Source organism: Streptomyces sp. NPDC059788 (assembly GCF_042732265.1).
Taxonomy (GTDB): Bacteria; Actinomycetota; Actinomycetes; order Streptomycetales; family Streptomycetaceae; genus Streptomyces.
This window is the reverse complement of sequence record NZ_JBHWHY010000006.1, coordinates 212,047-228,552: the sequence shown is the minus strand read 5'-3', so window position 1 is coordinate 228,552 and position 16,506 is coordinate 212,047. Positions and strand designations below refer to the sequence as shown.

At 68.8% G+C, this 16,506-nt stretch carries 14 protein-coding genes; 6 read left to right on the top strand and 8 right to left on the bottom strand.

The window, feature by feature from the left end; genetic code table 11:
• Positions 1-83 precede the first annotated feature (83 nt).
• The 8 genes from ACFV57_RS07940 to rpmH form a co-directional block, all read right to left on the bottom strand.
• On the bottom strand, positions 84-1,184 hold the full coding sequence (locus ACFV57_RS07940; protein WP_385226873.1) for a ParB/RepB/Spo0J family partition protein: 1,101 nt from the start codon (positions 1,182-1,184) through the stop codon (positions 84-86).
• On the bottom strand, positions 1,181-2,257 hold the full coding sequence (locus tag ACFV57_RS07935) for an AAA family ATPase (RefSeq protein ID WP_385226871.1): 1,077 nt from the start codon (positions 2,255-2,257) through the stop codon (positions 1,181-1,183). The genes ACFV57_RS07940 and ACFV57_RS07935 overlap by 4 nt, the downstream gene beginning before the upstream one ends.
• 253 nt (positions 2,258-2,510) lie before the next feature.
• Positions 2,511-3,236 carry a 16S rRNA (guanine(527)-N(7))-methyltransferase RsmG gene (gene rsmG, locus ACFV57_RS07930; protein WP_385226869.1) on the bottom strand — a complete coding sequence of 242 codons (726 nt, stop codon included), beginning with the start codon at positions 3,234-3,236 and terminating at the stop codon, positions 2,511-2,513.
• 104 nt (positions 3,237-3,340) lie between these two features.
• Positions 3,341-3,874 (bottom strand): protein jag, encoded by a 534-nt coding sequence (locus ACFV57_RS07925; protein ID WP_385226867.1) that lies wholly within the window; start codon positions 3,872-3,874, stop codon positions 3,341-3,343.
• Positions 3,875-3,888: 14 nt separating this feature from the next.
• Positions 3,889-5,079 carry a membrane protein insertase YidC gene (yidC, locus tag ACFV57_RS07920; RefSeq protein WP_385226865.1) on the bottom strand — a complete coding sequence of 397 codons (1,191 nt, stop codon included), beginning with the start codon at positions 5,077-5,079 and terminating at the stop codon, positions 3,889-3,891.
• Between the two features lie 3 nt (positions 5,080-5,082).
• Positions 5,083-5,400, bottom strand: a complete 318-nt coding sequence (gene yidD / locus ACFV57_RS07915; RefSeq protein WP_073765378.1) for a membrane protein insertion efficiency factor YidD — start codon at positions 5,398-5,400, stop codon at positions 5,083-5,085.
• A complete protein-coding gene (rnpA, locus tag ACFV57_RS07910) occupies positions 5,397-5,795 on the bottom strand; it encodes a ribonuclease P protein component (RefSeq protein ID WP_385226863.1) in 399 nt (132 codons plus the stop codon). The genes yidD and rnpA overlap by 4 nt, the downstream gene beginning before the upstream one ends.
• A gap of 21 nt (positions 5,796-5,816) precedes the next feature.
• Positions 5,817-5,954: a 50S ribosomal protein L34 gene (rpmH, locus tag ACFV57_RS07905; RefSeq protein WP_003949374.1), complete on the bottom strand. Its 138-nt coding sequence runs from the start codon at positions 5,952-5,954 to the stop codon at positions 5,817-5,819.
• 358 nt (positions 5,955-6,312) lie between these two features.
• Between rpmH and dnaA the strand changes: the two genes are divergently transcribed.
• The 6 genes from dnaA (at position 6,313) to gyrB (ending at position 16,440) form a co-directional block, all read left to right on the top strand.
• The gene (dnaA, locus tag ACFV57_RS07900; protein WP_385226860.1) at positions 6,313-8,277 is read left to right on the top strand and encodes a chromosomal replication initiator protein DnaA; all 1,965 of its coding nucleotides are present in this window, start codon (positions 6,313-6,315) and stop codon (positions 8,275-8,277) included.
• 1,104 nt (positions 8,278-9,381) lie between these two features.
• Positions 9,382-10,512, top strand: coding sequence for a DNA polymerase III subunit beta (gene dnaN / locus ACFV57_RS07895; protein WP_385226858.1), 1,131 nt, complete (start codon positions 9,382-9,384; stop codon positions 10,510-10,512).
• A 933-nt stretch (positions 10,513-11,445) separates the two neighbouring features.
• A complete protein-coding gene (gene gnd / locus ACFV57_RS07890) occupies positions 11,446-12,327 on the top strand; it encodes a phosphogluconate dehydrogenase (NAD(+)-dependent, decarboxylating) (RefSeq protein WP_385226856.1) in 882 nt (293 codons plus the stop codon).
• 64 nt (positions 12,328-12,391) lie between these two features.
• On the top strand, positions 12,392-13,528 hold the full coding sequence (recF, locus tag ACFV57_RS07885; protein WP_385226854.1) for a DNA replication/repair protein RecF: 1,137 nt from the start codon (positions 12,392-12,394) through the stop codon (positions 13,526-13,528).
• 19 nt (positions 13,529-13,547) lie between these two features.
• Positions 13,548-14,123, top strand: coding sequence for a DUF721 domain-containing protein (locus ACFV57_RS07880; RefSeq protein WP_385226852.1), 576 nt, complete (start codon positions 13,548-13,550; stop codon positions 14,121-14,123).
• Positions 14,124-14,385: 262 nt separating this feature from the next.
• Entirely contained in the window at positions 14,386-16,440 is a 2,055-nt protein-coding gene (gyrB, locus tag ACFV57_RS07875) for a DNA topoisomerase (ATP-hydrolyzing) subunit B (RefSeq protein ID WP_385226850.1), read from the top strand.
• Positions 16,441-16,506: the final 66 nt, after the last annotated feature.

Genomic DNA, 16,506 nt, shown 5'->3' with positions numbered 1-16,506 from the left:
GGGTACCGCCACACAGCAAAGGGCGGGCCGTGTTCCGCGATTCGCCCGGAACACGGCCCGCCCTTGAGGTCGGGAGACTCCGCTCAGCCCTCTTCGCCGTTCTCCTCGTCGAGGCTCTTGTCGAGCACCCGTCCCTCACCGGGGGCCAGGGCGCCGAGAATGCGCTCCAGGTCGTCTATCGAGGCGAACTCGACGACGATCTTTCCCTTCTTCTGACCGAGGTCGACCTTCACCCGGGTCTCGAAACGGTCGGACAGTCGGGAGGCCAAGCCGGTCAGGGCGGGGGACACCCGGGTGCCGGCCCGCGGCTTCTTCGCCTTGGTGCTGCCGGCGGGCTCGGAGCCCATCACCCGCACGATCTCCTCGACCGAGCGCACCGACAGCCCTTCCGCGACGATGCGGCGCGCCAGCCGGTCCTGCTCCTCCGAGTCGTCCACGGAGAGCAGTGCGCGGGCATGGCCGGCGGAGAGCACTCCGGACGCGACCCTGAGCTGTACGGAGTTCGAGAGCTTCAGCAACCGCAGGGTGTTGGAGACCTGTGACCGGGACCGGCCGATACGGTCGGCCAGCTCGTCGTGGGTGCACTTGAAGTCCCGCAGCAGCTGGTCGTACGCCGCGGCCTCTTCCAGCGGGTTCAGCTGAGCCCGGTGGAGGTTCTCCAGCAGCGCGTCCAGCAGCAGCTTCTCGTCGTCGGTCGCGCGGACGATCGCCGGGATCTTCTTCAGGCCGGCCTCGCGGCAGGCCCGCCAGCGACGCTCGCCCATGATGAGCTCGTAGCGCTGGGGGCCGGTCTGCCGGACGACGACCGGCTGGAGGAGGCCCACCTCCTGGATGGAGGTGACCAGTTCGGCGAGGGCGTCCTCGTCGAAGACCTCACGCGGCTGCCGTGGATTCGGCGTGATCGTGTCGAGCGGCAGTTCGGCGAAGTGCGCCCCGGCGACCTCCTCCGCCACGTCCGGCATCGCTTCTGCCTCCGGCGGCTCTTGCGTTTCACGTGAAACGGCCTTGGTTGCGATCGAGGTGACCTTGGCCGCCGCGACGCCCCGGTCCGGCGGCAGGACCGGCACCGCCGTCGGCGATGTCGCCCCCCGGCTCACCGCGGGGCCGGCGCTGTCCGCTGCCTGCGGTGCCGCGGGGATCAGCGCACCGAGCCCGCGGCCCAGTCCTCTACGTCGTTCGCTCACTGATTCCCCTCCGACATGCTGTGCTGTGGTTCGTAGTTCACGGTGAGACCCTCGGTCCCCGTACCGGCCCGGGGGGCTCCCCGCAGGGCGATCTCCCGGGCCGCCTCCAGGTAGGAGAGCGATCCGCTGGACCCCGGGTCGTAGGTGAGGACCGTCTGCCCGTAGCTGGGTGCCTCGGAGATACGTACCGAGCGGGGGATGCTGGTGCGCAGCACCTCGCTGCCGAAGTGGTTGCGCACCTCGTCGGCGACCTGGGAGGCCAGCCGGGTCCGGCCGTCGTACATGGTGAGCAGGATCGTCGAGACATGGAGCTTGGGGTTGAGGTGCCCGCGCACCAGGTCGACGTTGCGCAGCAGCTGGCCGAGGCCTTCCAGGGCGTAGTACTCGCACTGGATGGGGATCAGCACCTCGGCGCCCGCTACCAGAGCATTGACGGTCAGCAGGCCGAGCGAGGGCGGGCAGTCGATGAGGATGTAGTCCAGCGGCTGTTCGTAAGCCTTGATGGCCCGGTCCAGCCGGCTCTCCCGCGCCACCAGCGAGACCAGTTCGATTTCGGCACCGGCCAGGTCGATCGTGGCGGGCGCACAGAACAGCCCCTCCACGTCCGGCACCGGCACCACGACGCCGGACAGCGGCTTGCTCTCCACCAACACGTCGTAGATCGAGGGAACCTCGGCATGGTGGTCGATGCCCAGGGCCGTGGAGGCGTTGCCCTGCGGGTCGAGGTCGATGACCAGGACGCGGGCGCCGTGCAGGGCCAGGGAGGCGGCGAGGTTGACCGTGGTGGTGGTCTTGCCGACCCCGCCCTTCTGGTTGGCGACCACCATGACCCGGGTCTCTTCGGGCCGGGGCAGCGCTTCTCCCGTACGGCCAAGCGTCTGCACCGCCAGCTGAGCTGCACGACCGATCGGGGTGTCGTCCATCGGGGACGGCGTTTCACGTGAAACGTCATCCCCGAGCGACTCGCTACGGGGACCGGGGACCGGATCGGTCATCGGTCCCGCGATGTTGGCGTCGGACCGCAAGGATTCACTCTCCTCGACATCAGGCTCGCAGTGCTCAGAGCCTGCCATGCTTTCGGCGTCGTGAACCAGTGAGGTCCGCTCTCCTGTGGATGAAGCCACTTCTGTGGATACTTCCGTGACCCGTGCGGGTTTCCGGTCGCGCGGCGCGGCAGCCGCGCGACCACGGCTGATGATTCCATGCAGCAGAGAACGACGTTTCACGTGAAACACGATGACAGCGTTGCGTCCGTTTTGTGCGCGACACTCCGCTTTATGTCGTTTTGTTGGTTTTACCGGGGTGGTCGGAGGCCTTAGGCCTCGCTCAGCGACGCCGCCCCCTCGACGCCCGGCTGGGCCTGGCCGCCTTCGCGCGCTTGGCCGCGAACCGCACTCCGCCCGGACTCTCGCCGACCTCGACACGCACCACGGTCGACAACGGGTCCACGACCCCCTCGCCGACCTGGACGACCGAGGTCTCGACCACACCGAGCTTGCTCAGCGCGGCACGGGCGCCCTTCAGCTCCTCCTCGGCGGTGTCCCCCTTGAGGGCCAGCATCTCGCCGTAAGGACGCAGCAGCGGGACACCCCAGCCCGCCAGCCGGTCGAGCGGGGCCACAGCACGTGCGGTCACCACATGCACCTGCGGGAGCTTGTCCATCACTTCTTCCGCCCGGCCGCGCACCACCGTCACGTGGTCCAGCCCGAGCAGCTCGACCACCTCCAGCAGGAAGTTCGTCCGGCGCAGCAGCGGCTCCAGCAGCGTGATCTTGAGGTCCGGCCGCACCAGGGCCAGCGGAATACCCGGAAGTCCCGCCCCGGAACCGACGTCGCACACCGTGACGCCCTCGGGCACCACCTCGGAGAGCACCGCGCAGTTCAGCAGGTGCCGCTCCCACAGCCGCGGTACTTCGCGCGGCCCGATCAGTCCTCTCCGCACGCCCGCGTCGGCGAGCAGCTCGCCGTAGCGCACGGCCTCCGGGAAACGCTCACCGAACACCTCGCGCGCCACTTCCGGCGCTGGTGGGAGCTCCGCTGCTGCGTCCGTCACGGGAATCGCCCTTCCTCTGGACTGTATATAAGGCTGACAAGATGTGGCCCCGCCTGCGAGACAGACGGGGCCGGATACATCAAGGCTGTTCGGGGCTCGGGCCGTCAGGCCGGGAGGACCACCACGCAGCGCTGGGGCTCCTCGCCCTCGGACTCGCTGCGCAGCCCCGCCGCCGCCACGGCGTCGTGCACGACCTTGCGCTCGAAGGGGGTCATCGGGTTCAGCTTCACCGGCTCACCGGTGCCCTTGGCCTCCTCCGCCGCCTTGGCGCCCAGCTCCGCGAGCTCCTCGCGCTTACGGGCCCGGAAACCCGCGATGTCCAGCATCAGGCGGCTGCGGTCACCGGTCTCTCGGTGCACCGCGAGCCGGGTCAGCTCCTGGAGCGCCTCCAGCACCTCGCCGTCCCGGCCCACCAGCTTCTGCAGGTCACGGCTGGTCGAGTCGCTGATGATCGACACGGCGGCGCGGTCGGCCTCGACGTCCATGTCGATGTCGCCGTCGAGGTCGGCGATGTCCAGCAGACCCTCAAGGTAGTCGGCCGCGATCTCACCCTCCTGCTCCAGGCGGGTGAGGGTGTCGGTCCCCTCAGCGGCCGGGGTCCCCCCTGTCGACGACGAGGGGCGGGTCGTGTCCGTCACGGAAGGACTCCTTCTTACTTCTTGGACGGGTGCTTGGGCCGCTGCTGGCCCTTGCGCTGTCCGGACTTGGCGTTACGGGAGCCGGAGGCGGAGGAGCCGCCCTTCGACTTGCTGTCCTGCGGGGCCTGCTTCTCCAGGGACTGCTTCTTCGAAGCGTCCTCGGAAGTACCGGAAGCGCTGGAGCCCGCCCCCGCGCGGGTGCGCCGCTGCGCACCGCCGGCGTCGGTGGACTTGCCGCCACCGGCCGGCTTGCCGCCGCCGGTGGGCTGGGTCTGGCGCTGGGCCTTGGACTGCCGCTTGGGCTGCTGCCGGTTCTGGCGCGCCTCCTCGGCGACCTTCTTGGCCTCGACCTCGGCCGGGTCCTCCTTGAGCTTGCCCTTGGCCCGCAGCCGCTGCTGGCGCTCCTCGAAAGCCTTGCTGCCCGGGGTCGGGTTGCGGCGGATCACGAACATCTGCTGGCCCATGGTCCACACGTTGGTGGTCAGCCAGTACAGGAGGACACCGACGGGGAAGCCGGGGAAGCCGATACCGAAGACGGCGAACATGACCGGGAAGACGTACATCAGCATCTTCTGCTGCTGCATGAACGGCGTCTTCACCGTCAGGTCGACGTTCTTCGTCATCAGCTGGCGCTGCGTGTAGAACTGCGACGCCGACATCAGGACGATCATGATGACGGTGACCACACGGACGTTGGCGACCGAGGCGCCCAGGGCTTCGAGCTTCTCCGGGGTGTCCAGGAACTTCGCGGCCAGCGGCGCGCCGAAGATGTGCGCCTTCTGCGCGCTCTCCAGCAGCTGCTGGTTGATGACGCCGACCGTCTGGTTGTTCGCGATGTGGCTGAGCACCTGGTACAGCGAGATGAAGAACGGCGACTGCGCCAGGATCGGCAGGCAGCTGGAGAGCGGGTTGGTGCCCGTCTCCTTGTACAGCTTCATCATCTCTTCGGACTGACGCTGCTTGTCGCTCTTGTAGCGCTCCTGGATCGCCTTCATCTTCGGCTGGAGCGCCTGCATGTTCCGCGTCGACTTGATCTGCTTCACGAAGAGCGGGATCAGACAGACACGGATCAGCACCACCAGCGAGACGATGGACAGACCCCATGCCGCGCCACTGTTCTCGTCAAAGATGAGGCTGTAGAACGAGTGGAACTGGACGATGATCCAGGAAACTGCGTAATAGAGAGGACTGAGGATCGTGTCCACGAATCAGGCTCCTTGGGCGGTGGGCTGAGTCTCAGGCTGTGCGGCAGGCTCAGGGACGGTGGACCCGCCCAGGCGGCTCCTCAGCCGCTGATGCCAGACCGGACGCTTCCGGGGTGGGACGTGGTCGACGCCACCTGGCGACCACGGATTGCAACGCAGGATGCGCCAAGCCGTCAGCGCGGTCCCTTTCACCGCGCCGTGCCGGTCGATGGCTGTGTAGCCATAGTGGGAGCACGACGGGTAGTACCTGCAGACCGGCCCCAGCAGAGGGCTGATGGTCCACTGGTACAGCTTGATCAACAGCAGCAGCGGGTACTTCACCGCGGCACCCTCCCCTGACCTTCGGTTGGGGGATTTCCACCGAGCAGCCGCTGCAGCGCGGTGTCCAGGTCGCGGGCCAGCTGGTCGTGACCCGCATCACCCGCACCGGGCAGCGCCCGTACGACAACCAGGCTACCGGCGGGCAGCCGGTCCAGCCGGTCGCGCACGAGGTGGCGCAGTCGTCGCTTGACCTTGTTGCGGACCACGGCGGAGCCGATGGCCTTGCTCACGACGAAACCCGCACGCACCGGGGGAAGGATTTCCCCCGCTGCGTGCGGGTCCGTTACACCGCTGCGTAGATGGACGACGAGGAGCGGGCGCCCGGCCCTGCGTCCCCGGCGTACCGCGGTCGCAAAGTCCTCGCGCCGCCTCAGCCGATGCTCGGAAGGCAGCACGTCATGGACCTAGCTCAGAGCTCAGGCCGACAGGCGGGCGCGACCCTTGCCACGGCGGGACGCGAGGATCGCGCGGCCGGCACGGGTACGCATACGCAGGCGGAAGCCGTGGGTCTTGGCGCGACGACGGTTGTTCGGCTGAAAGGTGCGCTTGCTCACTCGGGGGCTCCAGAGATGCTTGGTGTCTCCGGGGAGACAGGTGTGGGGCGTCGACTGGCTGTCACCGTGCGCCCACGAGTAGCTCGCAACGCCCGAGTGCACCGCTACTTCGATCACTAGAGCGCGATCTTTGCCCATCGGAGGCAGGCGGCAGCAGCCATCGACAACTCGACCTGGTTACGGTACGCGCGGCGGCGTCATCCGGTCAAACCGGCCCTCAGCCGGGACACACTATGCACAGCCTGTGGACAACAACTTGAATCACCAGGGTCGCCCTGACTACCGTGGGTCAACTCCGATTCCTTCCCGCCCGTCCTGAGAATCACACATTCGTGGGACCAGTGAGAGAGCGTGCTCTGTGGCTGACGTACCTGCCGATCTCGCCGCAGTGTGGCCACGCGTACTTGATCATCTCCTACGCGCGGAGAGCGACAGTCTCAAGCCGAAGGACCAGGACTGGCTGAAGCGGACCCAGCCGTTGGCGCTGGTGGCCGACACGGCGCTGCTGGCCGTCCCCAACGAGTTCGCCAAGGGTGTGCTGGAGGGCCGGCTCGCGCCGCTGATCGGCGAGGCGCTGAGCCATGAGTGCGGCCGCCCGATCCGGATCGCGATCACCGTCGACGACTCCGCCGAGGAACCGCAGCCCCAGCAGCCGATGCCGCCGGCCCAGCCGTCCCCCCATGGACAGCAGCAGCGTCACCAGCCCCAGCAGCCTCAGCAGCAGCCGGGTCAGACAGGTCAGCCCGGCCAGCAGCACCACGAGACGTACGGCGGCTACGACAGTCGGCAGAGCGACGGCTACGACAACCGGCAGGGCTACGGGCATCAGGACGACGACCTGCCGCACGTGCGCCCCGCGTACCCGGAATACCAGCAGCATCAGCAGCCCCGCCACGAGCCCGGCGCCTGGCCGCAGCACTCCGGTATGAGCGGTCAGGCCGCGCCCGGCCCCCGCGAGGACTACGGGTGGCAGCAGCAGCACCTCGGAGGCTTCCCCGAGCGGGACCCGTACGCGACGCCGCCCCCCGCACACGTACAGCAGCACCAGCACTCCCAGCGGTCACAGAACGACTACCGCGCGCCGGCTCCCGAGCGCCCCGGCCGCCCGCAGCACCAGCACTCCGAGGGCCGCTCCCCCTATGAGCAGCAGCCTCCCCAGCGCCGCGACCTGGCCGAGCACCAGCCGCCGGCGCACATCCAGAACCCCGGCCCCGGCGGGCTGCCCGCGCCCAGCGGCGCCCCCGGCCCGCTCGCCGCGCAGCCCGCGCCCGCGACCGGCCCCGGCGAGCCGACCGCGCGGCTGAACCCGAAGTACCTCTTCGACACCTTCGTCATCGGCGCTTCCAACCGCTTCGCGCACGCCGCCGCGGTCGCCGTGGCCGAGGCGCCGGCCAAGGCGTACAACCCGCTCTTCATCTACGGGGAGTCCGGCCTCGGCAAGACGCACCTGCTGCACGCCATCGGGCACTACGCGCGAAGCCTCTACCCGGGCACCCGGGTGCGGTACGTCAGCTCGGAGGAGTTCACCAACGAGTTCATCAACTCCATCCGCGACGGCAAGGCGGACGCGTTCCGCAAGCGCTACCGCGACATGGACATCCTGCTCGTCGACGACATCCAGTTCCTGGCGAGCAAGGAGTCGACGCAGGAGGAGTTCTTCCACACCTTCAACACGCTGCACAACGCCAACAAGCAGATCGTGCTGTCCTCGGACCGGCCGCCCAAACAGCTGGTCACCCTGGAGGACCGGCTGCGCAACCGCTTCGAGTGGGGCCTGATCACCGACGTCCAGCCGCCGGAGCTGGAGACCCGCATCGCGATCCTGCGCAAGAAGGCGGTGCAGGAGCAGCTCAACGCGCCGCCGGAGGTGCTGGAGTTCATCGCCTCCCGCATCTCGCGCAACATCCGCGAGCTGGAGGGGGCGCTGATCCGGGTCACCGCCTTCGCCTCCCTGAACCGCCAGCCGGTGGACCTGGGCCTGACCGAGATCGTCCTGAAGGACCTGATCCCCGGCGGCGAGGACGCGGCACCCGAGATCACCGCGACCGCCATCATGGCGGCGACCGCCGACTACTTCGGGCTGACGGTGGACGACCTGTGCGGTTCTTCGCGCAGTCGTGTGCTGGTGACGGCCCGGCAGATCGCGATGTACCTGTGCCGTGAGCTGACGGACCTGTCGCTGCCGAAGATCGGGGCGCAGTTCGGCGGACGGGACCATACGACGGTGATGCACGCCGACCGCAAGATCCGGGCACTGATGGCCGAGCGGCGCTCCATCTACAACCAGGTGACCGAGCTGACGAACCGCATCAAGAACGGCTGACGCGGCCTCAGCGAGGGGCCGGCCAGAGCTTCGAGGGCGCCCCGGGACGTATCCGCTCCCGGGGCGCCCTTCGGCTTTCGGGGGAGCGGGGCGGCTGTGCAGCGCTCGCCGGACGGGAGCGGCGGGAGCGGCCGGGTCTCCGTGGCTCCCGTGGGCATCCGTGGCTTCCCGAGCCCGCTCCGTACGTACGGGCGGCGGCCCGAGGCGTACGGAGGCGTCCGTACGCGAGCCATGGCGTACGGACGAACGTGTGCCGGGCCCCCGTAACGCCCTCTCCGCCCCTCCAGACCCCCTGTGAGCCCCTTCCGACCCCGCCCCACCCCCACCCCGCACCCGTCCCAACCCTGTGGAGGGCCCCAGCTCTGTTCGATTCCGCGTCAGGTCACGGCCGTACTCCACAGATTGGCCAAGATTCTTCCGTCCACATGCTGGGGACTGGGAAGTTATCCCGGTGGCTTCCACAGGAGGGGCGACCGTGAGGGCATCAGCCGAGGTCAGCGGCGTGTGGATTTGTGGCTAACGATCATCCACAGGCTGTGGACAGATAATCGATCCACAGGGGCCGGGGGTCGTTGTCCACGGGCCGCCCACAGGTGGCCCGCCCTTGTCCCCAACTTCTCCACACCCCTGTCCACTGTTCGGCAAGGCAACACCCGGGCTCACTGGGGCGAGTGAAAGGCGTCACACCAAGGTGCCGGATTGGGCTGTGGGGAACCGGGGTAAAGCTGGGGACAGGACTGGGGAGAAGTAGGGCTCCCCTGTGCATCGGGTGTGCATGAAGAGCGCCGGTCCACAGAAACGGCTGCTTATCCACGGCTGCCACCCACAGGTCCGGTGGACAAAAAAACCGCGTTGACCTGCACAGATTCAGTTGTCCACGGTTTCCACAGGCCCTACTACTACGACCACAGATAGCTACCGGGGAACTCGTTTCGAATCGGGTGCTGTGCACAACTTGGGGATCGGTCGTCCGGCGCCTCTCGATCCGACTTGACCCCGAGCCGCACCGACTGTCCGTGGCGTGCGTCAGACTGGTCTCCGGCGACCCAGCCGACGAAGAAGGCCAGCAGGGCGAGAGCCAGCAACAGCAGGAGGCGGTTTCCGGTGAAGATCCGGGTGGAGCGCGATGTACTCGCGGAGGCAGTGGCCTGGGCGGCCAAGAGCCTCCCGGCCCGTCCGCCGGTGCCCGTCCTCGCGGGCCTGCTGCTGAAGGCGGAAGAAGGCAGCCTGAGCCTCTCCGGCTTCGACTACGAGGTCTCGGCGCGGGTGTCCGTGGACGCGGACACGGAGGAAGAGGGCACCGTCCTGGTCTCCGGCCGCCTGCTGGCCGACATCTGCCGTGCCCTCCCCAACCGCCCGGTGGAGATTTCCACCGACGGTGTACGGGTCACCGTCGTCTGCGGCTCCTCCCGCTTCACCCTCCACACCCTTCCTGTGGAGGAGTACCCGGCGCTGCCGCAGATGCCCACCGCCACCGGCACCGTGCCCGGTGAGGTCTTCGCCGCTGCCGCCGCCCAGGTCGCCATCGCCGCCGGCCGTGACGACACCCTCCCGGTGCTCACGGGCGTACGGATCGAGATCGAGGGCGACACCGTCACCCTGGCCTCCACCGACCGCTACCGCTTCGCCGTGCGCGAGTTCCTGTGGAAGCCGGAGAGCCCGGACGCCTCCGCGGTGGCCCTGGTGCCCGCCAAGACGCTGCTGGACACCGCCAAGTCCCTCAGCAGCGGCGACAGCGTCACGCTGGCGCTGTCCGGCTCGGGCTCCGGTGAGGGCCTGATCGGTTTCGAGGGCGCGGGCCGCCGTACGACGACGCGGCTGCTGGAGGGCGACCTCCCCAAGTACCGCACGCTGTTTCCCACCGAGTTCAACTCGGTCGCCGTGATCGAGACGGCCCCGTTCGTCGAGGCCGTCAAGCGTGTGGCGCTGGTCGCCGAGCGGAACACGCCGGTGCGCCTGAGCTTCGAGCAGGGCGTGCTGATCCTGGAGGCGGGCTCCAGCGACGACGCACAGGCTGTGGAGCGGGTGGACGCGGACCTGGAGGGCGACGACATCTCCATCGCCTTCAACCCGGGCTTCCTCCTGGAGGGCCTGTCGGCGATCGACTCCCCGGTGGCCCAGCTGTCCTTCACCACCTCGACCAAGCCGGCGCTCCTCAGTGGCCGCCCGGCCAAGGACGCCGAGGCGGACGAGGCCTACAAGTACCTGATCATGCCGGTACGCCTCTCCGGCTGATCCCCGACAGGCCCACGGCTGATCCCTGGCGGATCTTCGGTCGGCCGTCTCCGGTTTCTCCGGCCCGGCCGCCCCACCCGTGGGCGGTCTCCGCCGTCCGGCGGTCACCTCCGTACGGCCGTCCGCCGACGGAAGTCACCCGGGAGTTTCCACTCCGCCCCTGATACACGAGCGCTAGGTGCGTGCATCAGGGGCGGAGTTATTTCGGAACCGAAGGCGGAACACGGGCGAAAGAGTCTTCTCGGAAACCCCGGGACCGTACACAAACGCTCTCACCGAACCATTCGGGCAGGGATTCACATGCCATACGCCCCATGCCGAATGAATATGATCGCGGGTAATCCGTATCCGGCCGTCGGCGCAAATGTGCTGCTGTATCGGTACACCGGGATGCGTATATGCCCACCGTTCCCGGCTTCCGTACCCGCCGCGCACCGGGACGGCCGCAGGCCCGGAAAGTAATCCACAGGACCGGGGCTCCGCCCTCCGCGTGTCGGCGCCGCCGCTGGTCACAGGGGTGCGAGGCGACCCACCTCAGGTAACAGGCTGTGGAAAAGTGGGTCGGTTGTCGCCCCGTGCGACGCCGCCCGGCTCGGCGTGGACAGCAGCGGCACGGAGTCGGTACGGAGTAGCGAGGAGGTAGGGCTATTCCCCGGCAATGCGGTGAACGCACGTCGCGCCGGCATCTCGGACCGGAATGCGCGGGTGGCCGGATCGGGCGATAGGCGACTTCCCGAGTGGCCGGGAGAGTGCCCCGTCCCTGTCACTCGCCCAATAGTGAGAAGCCGAATGGGAGCCGAAAGGGCAGGGCCCGCGCCCCGCCCCGCGCCGAGTTGTCCACAGGTGTGGGGGGCGGGCCGCCGCGTCGTGGCTTCGCGCGTAAACTCGACGCGTAAGGCGGGGATGTGCCGTAACGCAACGTAAGGGGTACTGATGGAGCTCGGTCTCGTCGGTCTCGGCAAGATGGGCGGCAACATGCGCGAGCGCATCCGCCGCGCAGGCCACACCGTCATCGGATACGACCGCAATCCGGACCTGGCTGATGTCCACAGCCTCAAGGAACTGGTGGACGGCCTCAAGGGGCCGCGCGTGGTGTGGGTCATGGTGCCCGCCGGCGAGGCGACCCAGGCGACCATCGACGAGCTGGGCGAGCTGCTGTCCCCCGGCGACGTCGTGGTGGACGGCGGAAACTCCCGCTGGACCGACGACGAGAAGCACTCCGAGGAGCTGCGCGCCAAGGGCATCGGCTTCGTCGACTGCGGTGTTTCGGGCGGCGTCTGGGGCCTGGAGAACGGCTACGCGCTGATGTACGGCGGCGCCACGGACGACGTCGCCAAGGTGCAGCCGGTCTTCGACGCGCTCAAGCCGGAGGGCGACTACGGCTCGGTGCACGCCGGCAAGGTCGGCGCGGGTCACTTCGCCAAGATGGTCCACAACGGCATCGAGTACGCCATGATGCAGGCCTACGCCGAGGGCTGGGAGCTGCTGGAGGCGGTCGACTCCGTCACCGACGTGCGCGAGGTCTTCCGGTCCTGGCAGGAGGGCACGGTCATCCGTTCCTGGCTGCTGGACCTGGCGGTCAACGCGCTGGACGACGACGAGCACCTGGAGAAGCTGCGGGGCTTCGCCGCCGACTCCGGCGAGGGCCGCTGGACCGTCGAGGCCGCGATCGACAACGCCGTGCCGCTGCCCGCGATCACGGCGTCGCTCTTCGCGCGCTTCGCCTCGCGGCAGGAGGACTCGCCGCAGATGAAGATGATCGCGGCGCTGCGGAACCAGTTCGGCGGCCACGCCGTCGAGAACGCGAAGAAGTAAGCAGGAAAAGCAAGCAGTCCGGTAAGCAACACGGTTCGGTAGCCGGGGGAGGTCGGCGCGCCACATGCACGTATCGCATCTCTCGCTCGCCGACTTCCGCTCGTACGCCCGGGTCGAGGTCCCGCTCGACCCGGGCGTCACGGCTTTCGTGGGCCCCAACGGGCAGGGCAAGACCAACCTCGTCGAGGCGGTCGGCTATCTGGCCACGCTGGGCAGCCACCGGGTCTCCTCCGACGCGCCGCTGGTGCGGATGGGCGCCGAGCGGGCGATCGTGCGGGCCGCGGTCGTCCAGGGCGAGCGGCAGCAGCTGGTGGAGCTGGAGCTGAACCCGGGCAAGGCCAACCGGGCGCGTATCAACAGGTCGTCGCAGGTCAGACCGCGTGACGTGCTGGGGATCGTACGGACGGTGCTGTTCGCCCCGGAGGACCTGGCGCTGGTCAAGGGCGATCCGGGAGAGCGCCGCCGCTTCCTGGACGAGCTGATCACGGCCCGGTCGCCGCGGATGGCGGGCGTGCGCTCGGACTACGACCGGGTGCTCAAGCAGCGCAACACGCTCCTGAAGAGTGCGGCGCTGGCCAGACGGCACGGCGGCCGCCAGATGGACCTGTCCACCTTGGACGTGTGGGACCAGCATCTGGCGCGGGTCGGTGCGGAGCTGCTCGCCCAGCGCCTGGATCTGATCGCCGCGCTGCAGCCGCTGGCCGACAAGGCGTACGAGCAGCTGGCGCCGGGCGGCGGTCCGCTGGCGATGGAGTACCGCGGCTCGGCCGGCGACGGGATGCACGGTGCCTCGACGCGTGAGGAGCTGTACGGGCTGCTGACCGAGGCGCTCGGCGCGGCGCGTAAGAACGAGATCGAGCGCGGTGTGACGCTCGTCGGCCCGCATCGCGACGACCTGCTGCTCAAGCTGGGGCAGCTGCCCGCCAAGGGGTACGCGAGCCACGGCGAGTCCTGGTCGTACGCGCTCGCGCTGCGCCTGGCCTCGTACGACCTGCTGCGCGGCGAGGGCAACGAGCCGGTGCTGGTGCTCGACGACGTGTTCGCCGAGCTGGACAGCCGGCGGCGGGAGCGGCTGGCGGAGCTGGTGGCGCCCGGCGAGCAGGTGCTGGTGACGGCGGCGGTGGACGACGACGTGCCCGGGGTGCTGACCGGGGCCCGGTTCGCGGTGTCCGAGGGCGTCGCGGAGAAGGTCTCCCCGTGAGCGGGCGACGGAGCCGGTGATGAGCGGCGAGCAACCGGACCGGCCCTCCGAGGAGTCCTCGGAGCGGCCGCCCGGCGCCGAGCAGCCCAAGCCCCCGGAGCTGTCCGGGATCGATCTGGCCCGGCAGGCGCTGGTCGCCGCCAAGGAGCAGGCGCGGGCGCGGGGCGCCGCCGCGCAGCAGAAGAAGCAGGCGCGCCGTGGCGGCCTGCGATCCGGCGCGCGCGCCGACGGGCGCGATCCGCTGCCGCTGGGTGCGGCGATCAACCGGCTGATCACGGAGCGTGGCTGGGAGACCCCGGCCGCGGTCGGCGGGGTCATGGGGCGCTGGCCGCAGCTGGTGGGCCCGGAGGTGGCGCAGCACTGCGAGCCGCAGAAGTACGACGAGGACGCGCGGGTGCTGACGGTGCAGTGCGACTCGACGGTGTGGGCGACGCAGCTGCGGCTGCTGGCGCCGCAGCTGGTGGCGCGGCTGAACCAGGACCTCGGCCAGGGCACGGTGAAGCTGATCAAGGTGCTGGGGCCGGGCGGTCCGGCGCGGCGGTACGGGCCGCTGCGGGCGCCCGGCAGCAAGGGACCCGGGGACACCTACGGCTGAGGTGAACGCGTGGTGCGGGTGAGACTCCGCTCACCGTAGCCGGAGGTTGACAGCCCGAAGCGCTGAACGCCCTCTAGAGCGTCCTGGGGACCCGTCGCGCATATGGGGAGTCGGCCAACGGCACTTCAGGGCGGCACATGACGACTCAGGCGCCCGCAAACCCCCATTAGTGTCGGCGCTACCGGTAGACTGGTAGCAATCCCGCCCACTCGCGGAACATGTCGAACGACGCAGCCGCCCTGCTTCTGATGGAAGGCGGCTCGTGCTGTGCCAGAAAGGGCGCTTCGTGGCCGACTCCGGCGACCTCAACGAGAACAACACGGCTTCTACCGAAGGGGGGGTTCCTGCCGGCGCCAGTGGCGACTCTCCGGAAGAGAAGTCGTACGACGCCAGCGCGATCACCGTCCTTGAGGGCCTGGACGCGGTCCGTAAGCGTCCGGGCATGTACATCGGCTCGACCGGTGAGCGTGGTCTGCACCACCTCGTGCAAGAGGTCGTCGACAACTCGGTCGACGAGGCGATGGCCGGGTACGCGGACACCATCGACGTGACGATCCTGCCGGACGGCGGCGTGCGCGTCGTCGACAACGGCCGCGGTATCCCCGTGGGCATCGTGCCGTCGGAGAAGAAGCCGGCCGTCGAGGTCGTGCTGACGGTGCTGCACGCGGGCGGCAAGTTCGGCGGCGGCGGTTACGCGGTCTCCGGTGGTCTGCACGGCGTCGGTGTCTCCGTCGTCAACGCGCTGTCGCAGAAGGTCGCCGTCGAGGTCAAGACGGACGGCTACCGCTGGACGCAGGACTACAAGCAGGGCGTGCCGACGGCGCCGCTGGCCCGTAACGAGGCCACCGAGGAGACCGGAACGTCGGTCACGTTCTGGGCCGACGGCGACATCTTCGAGACGACGGAGTACAGCTTCGAGACGCTGTCGCGCCGTTTCCAGGAGATGGCGTTCCTCAACAAGGGCCTGACGATCAAGCTCACCGACGAGCGCGCGGCCCACGTGGACGAGGAGGGCAATCCGCTCTCGGTCAAGTACCACTACGAGGGCGGCATCGTCGACTTCGTGACGTACCTGAACACGCGCAAGGGCGAGGTGGTGCACCCCACCGTCATCGACATCGAGGCCGAGGACAAGGAGCGACTGCTCTCGGTCGAGGTGGCGATGCAGTGGAACACCCAGTACACCGAGGGTGTCTACAGCTTCGCCAACACCATCCACACCCACGAGGGCGGTACGCACGAAGAGGGCTTCCGCGCGGCGCTGACGGGTCTGATCAACCGTTACGCCCGCGACAAGAAGCTGCTGCGCGAGAAGGACGACAACCTCACGGGTGAGGACATCCGCGAGGGTCTGACGGCGATCATCTCGGTCAAGCTGGGCGAGCCGCAGTTCGAGGGCCAGACCAAGACGAAGCTGGGCAACACCGAGGCCAAGACCTTCGTGCAGAAGGTGGTCCACGAGCACCTGACGGACTGGCTCGACCGCAATCCGAACGAGGCCGCGGACATCATCCGCAAGGGCATCCAGGCCGCGACCGCGCGGGTGGCGGCCCGCAAGGCCCGGGACCTGACCCGCCGCAAGGGCTTGCTGGAGACGGCGTCGCTGCCCGGCAAGCTCTCGGACTGCCAGTCCAACGACCCCACCAAGTGCGAGATCTTCATCGTCGAGGGTGACTCCGCCGGTGGTTCGGCCAAGTCCGGCCGTGATCCGCAGTACCAGGCCATCCTGCCGATCCGCGGCAAGATCCTGAACGTGGAGAAGGCGCGGGTCGACAAGATCCTGCACAACAACGAGGTGCAGGCGCTGATCTCGGCTTTCGGTACGGGTGTCCACGAGGACTTCGACATCGAGAAGCTCCGCTACCACAAGATCATCTTGATGGCGGACGCCGACGTCGACGGCCAGCACATCAACACCCTGCTGCTCACCTTCCTCTTCCGCTTCATGCGGCCGCTGGTGGAGGCCGGGCACGTCTACCTGTCCCGCCCGCCGCTCTACAAGATCAAGTGGGGCCGCGACGACCACGAGTACGCCTACTCCGACCGGGAGCGCAACGCCCTGATCGAGCTCGGCAAGCAGAACGGCAAGCGGATCAAGGACGACTCGGTCCAGCGCTTCAAGGGTCTGGGCGAGATGAACGCCGAGGAACTCCGGGTGACGACGATGGACGTCGACAGCCGGGTGCTCGGCCAGGTCTCGCTGGACGACGCGGCGCGCGCCGACGACCTGTTCTCGGTGCTGATGGGTGAGGACGTCGAGGCCCGGCGCTCCTTCATCCAGCGCAACGCCAAGGACGTCCGCTTCCTCGACATCTGAGCCCTGTCGGCCCTCCCCCGCCCGCCGGCGGGGACCGCAGCAGCCGCAGCTCGAAAGGATTTTGAA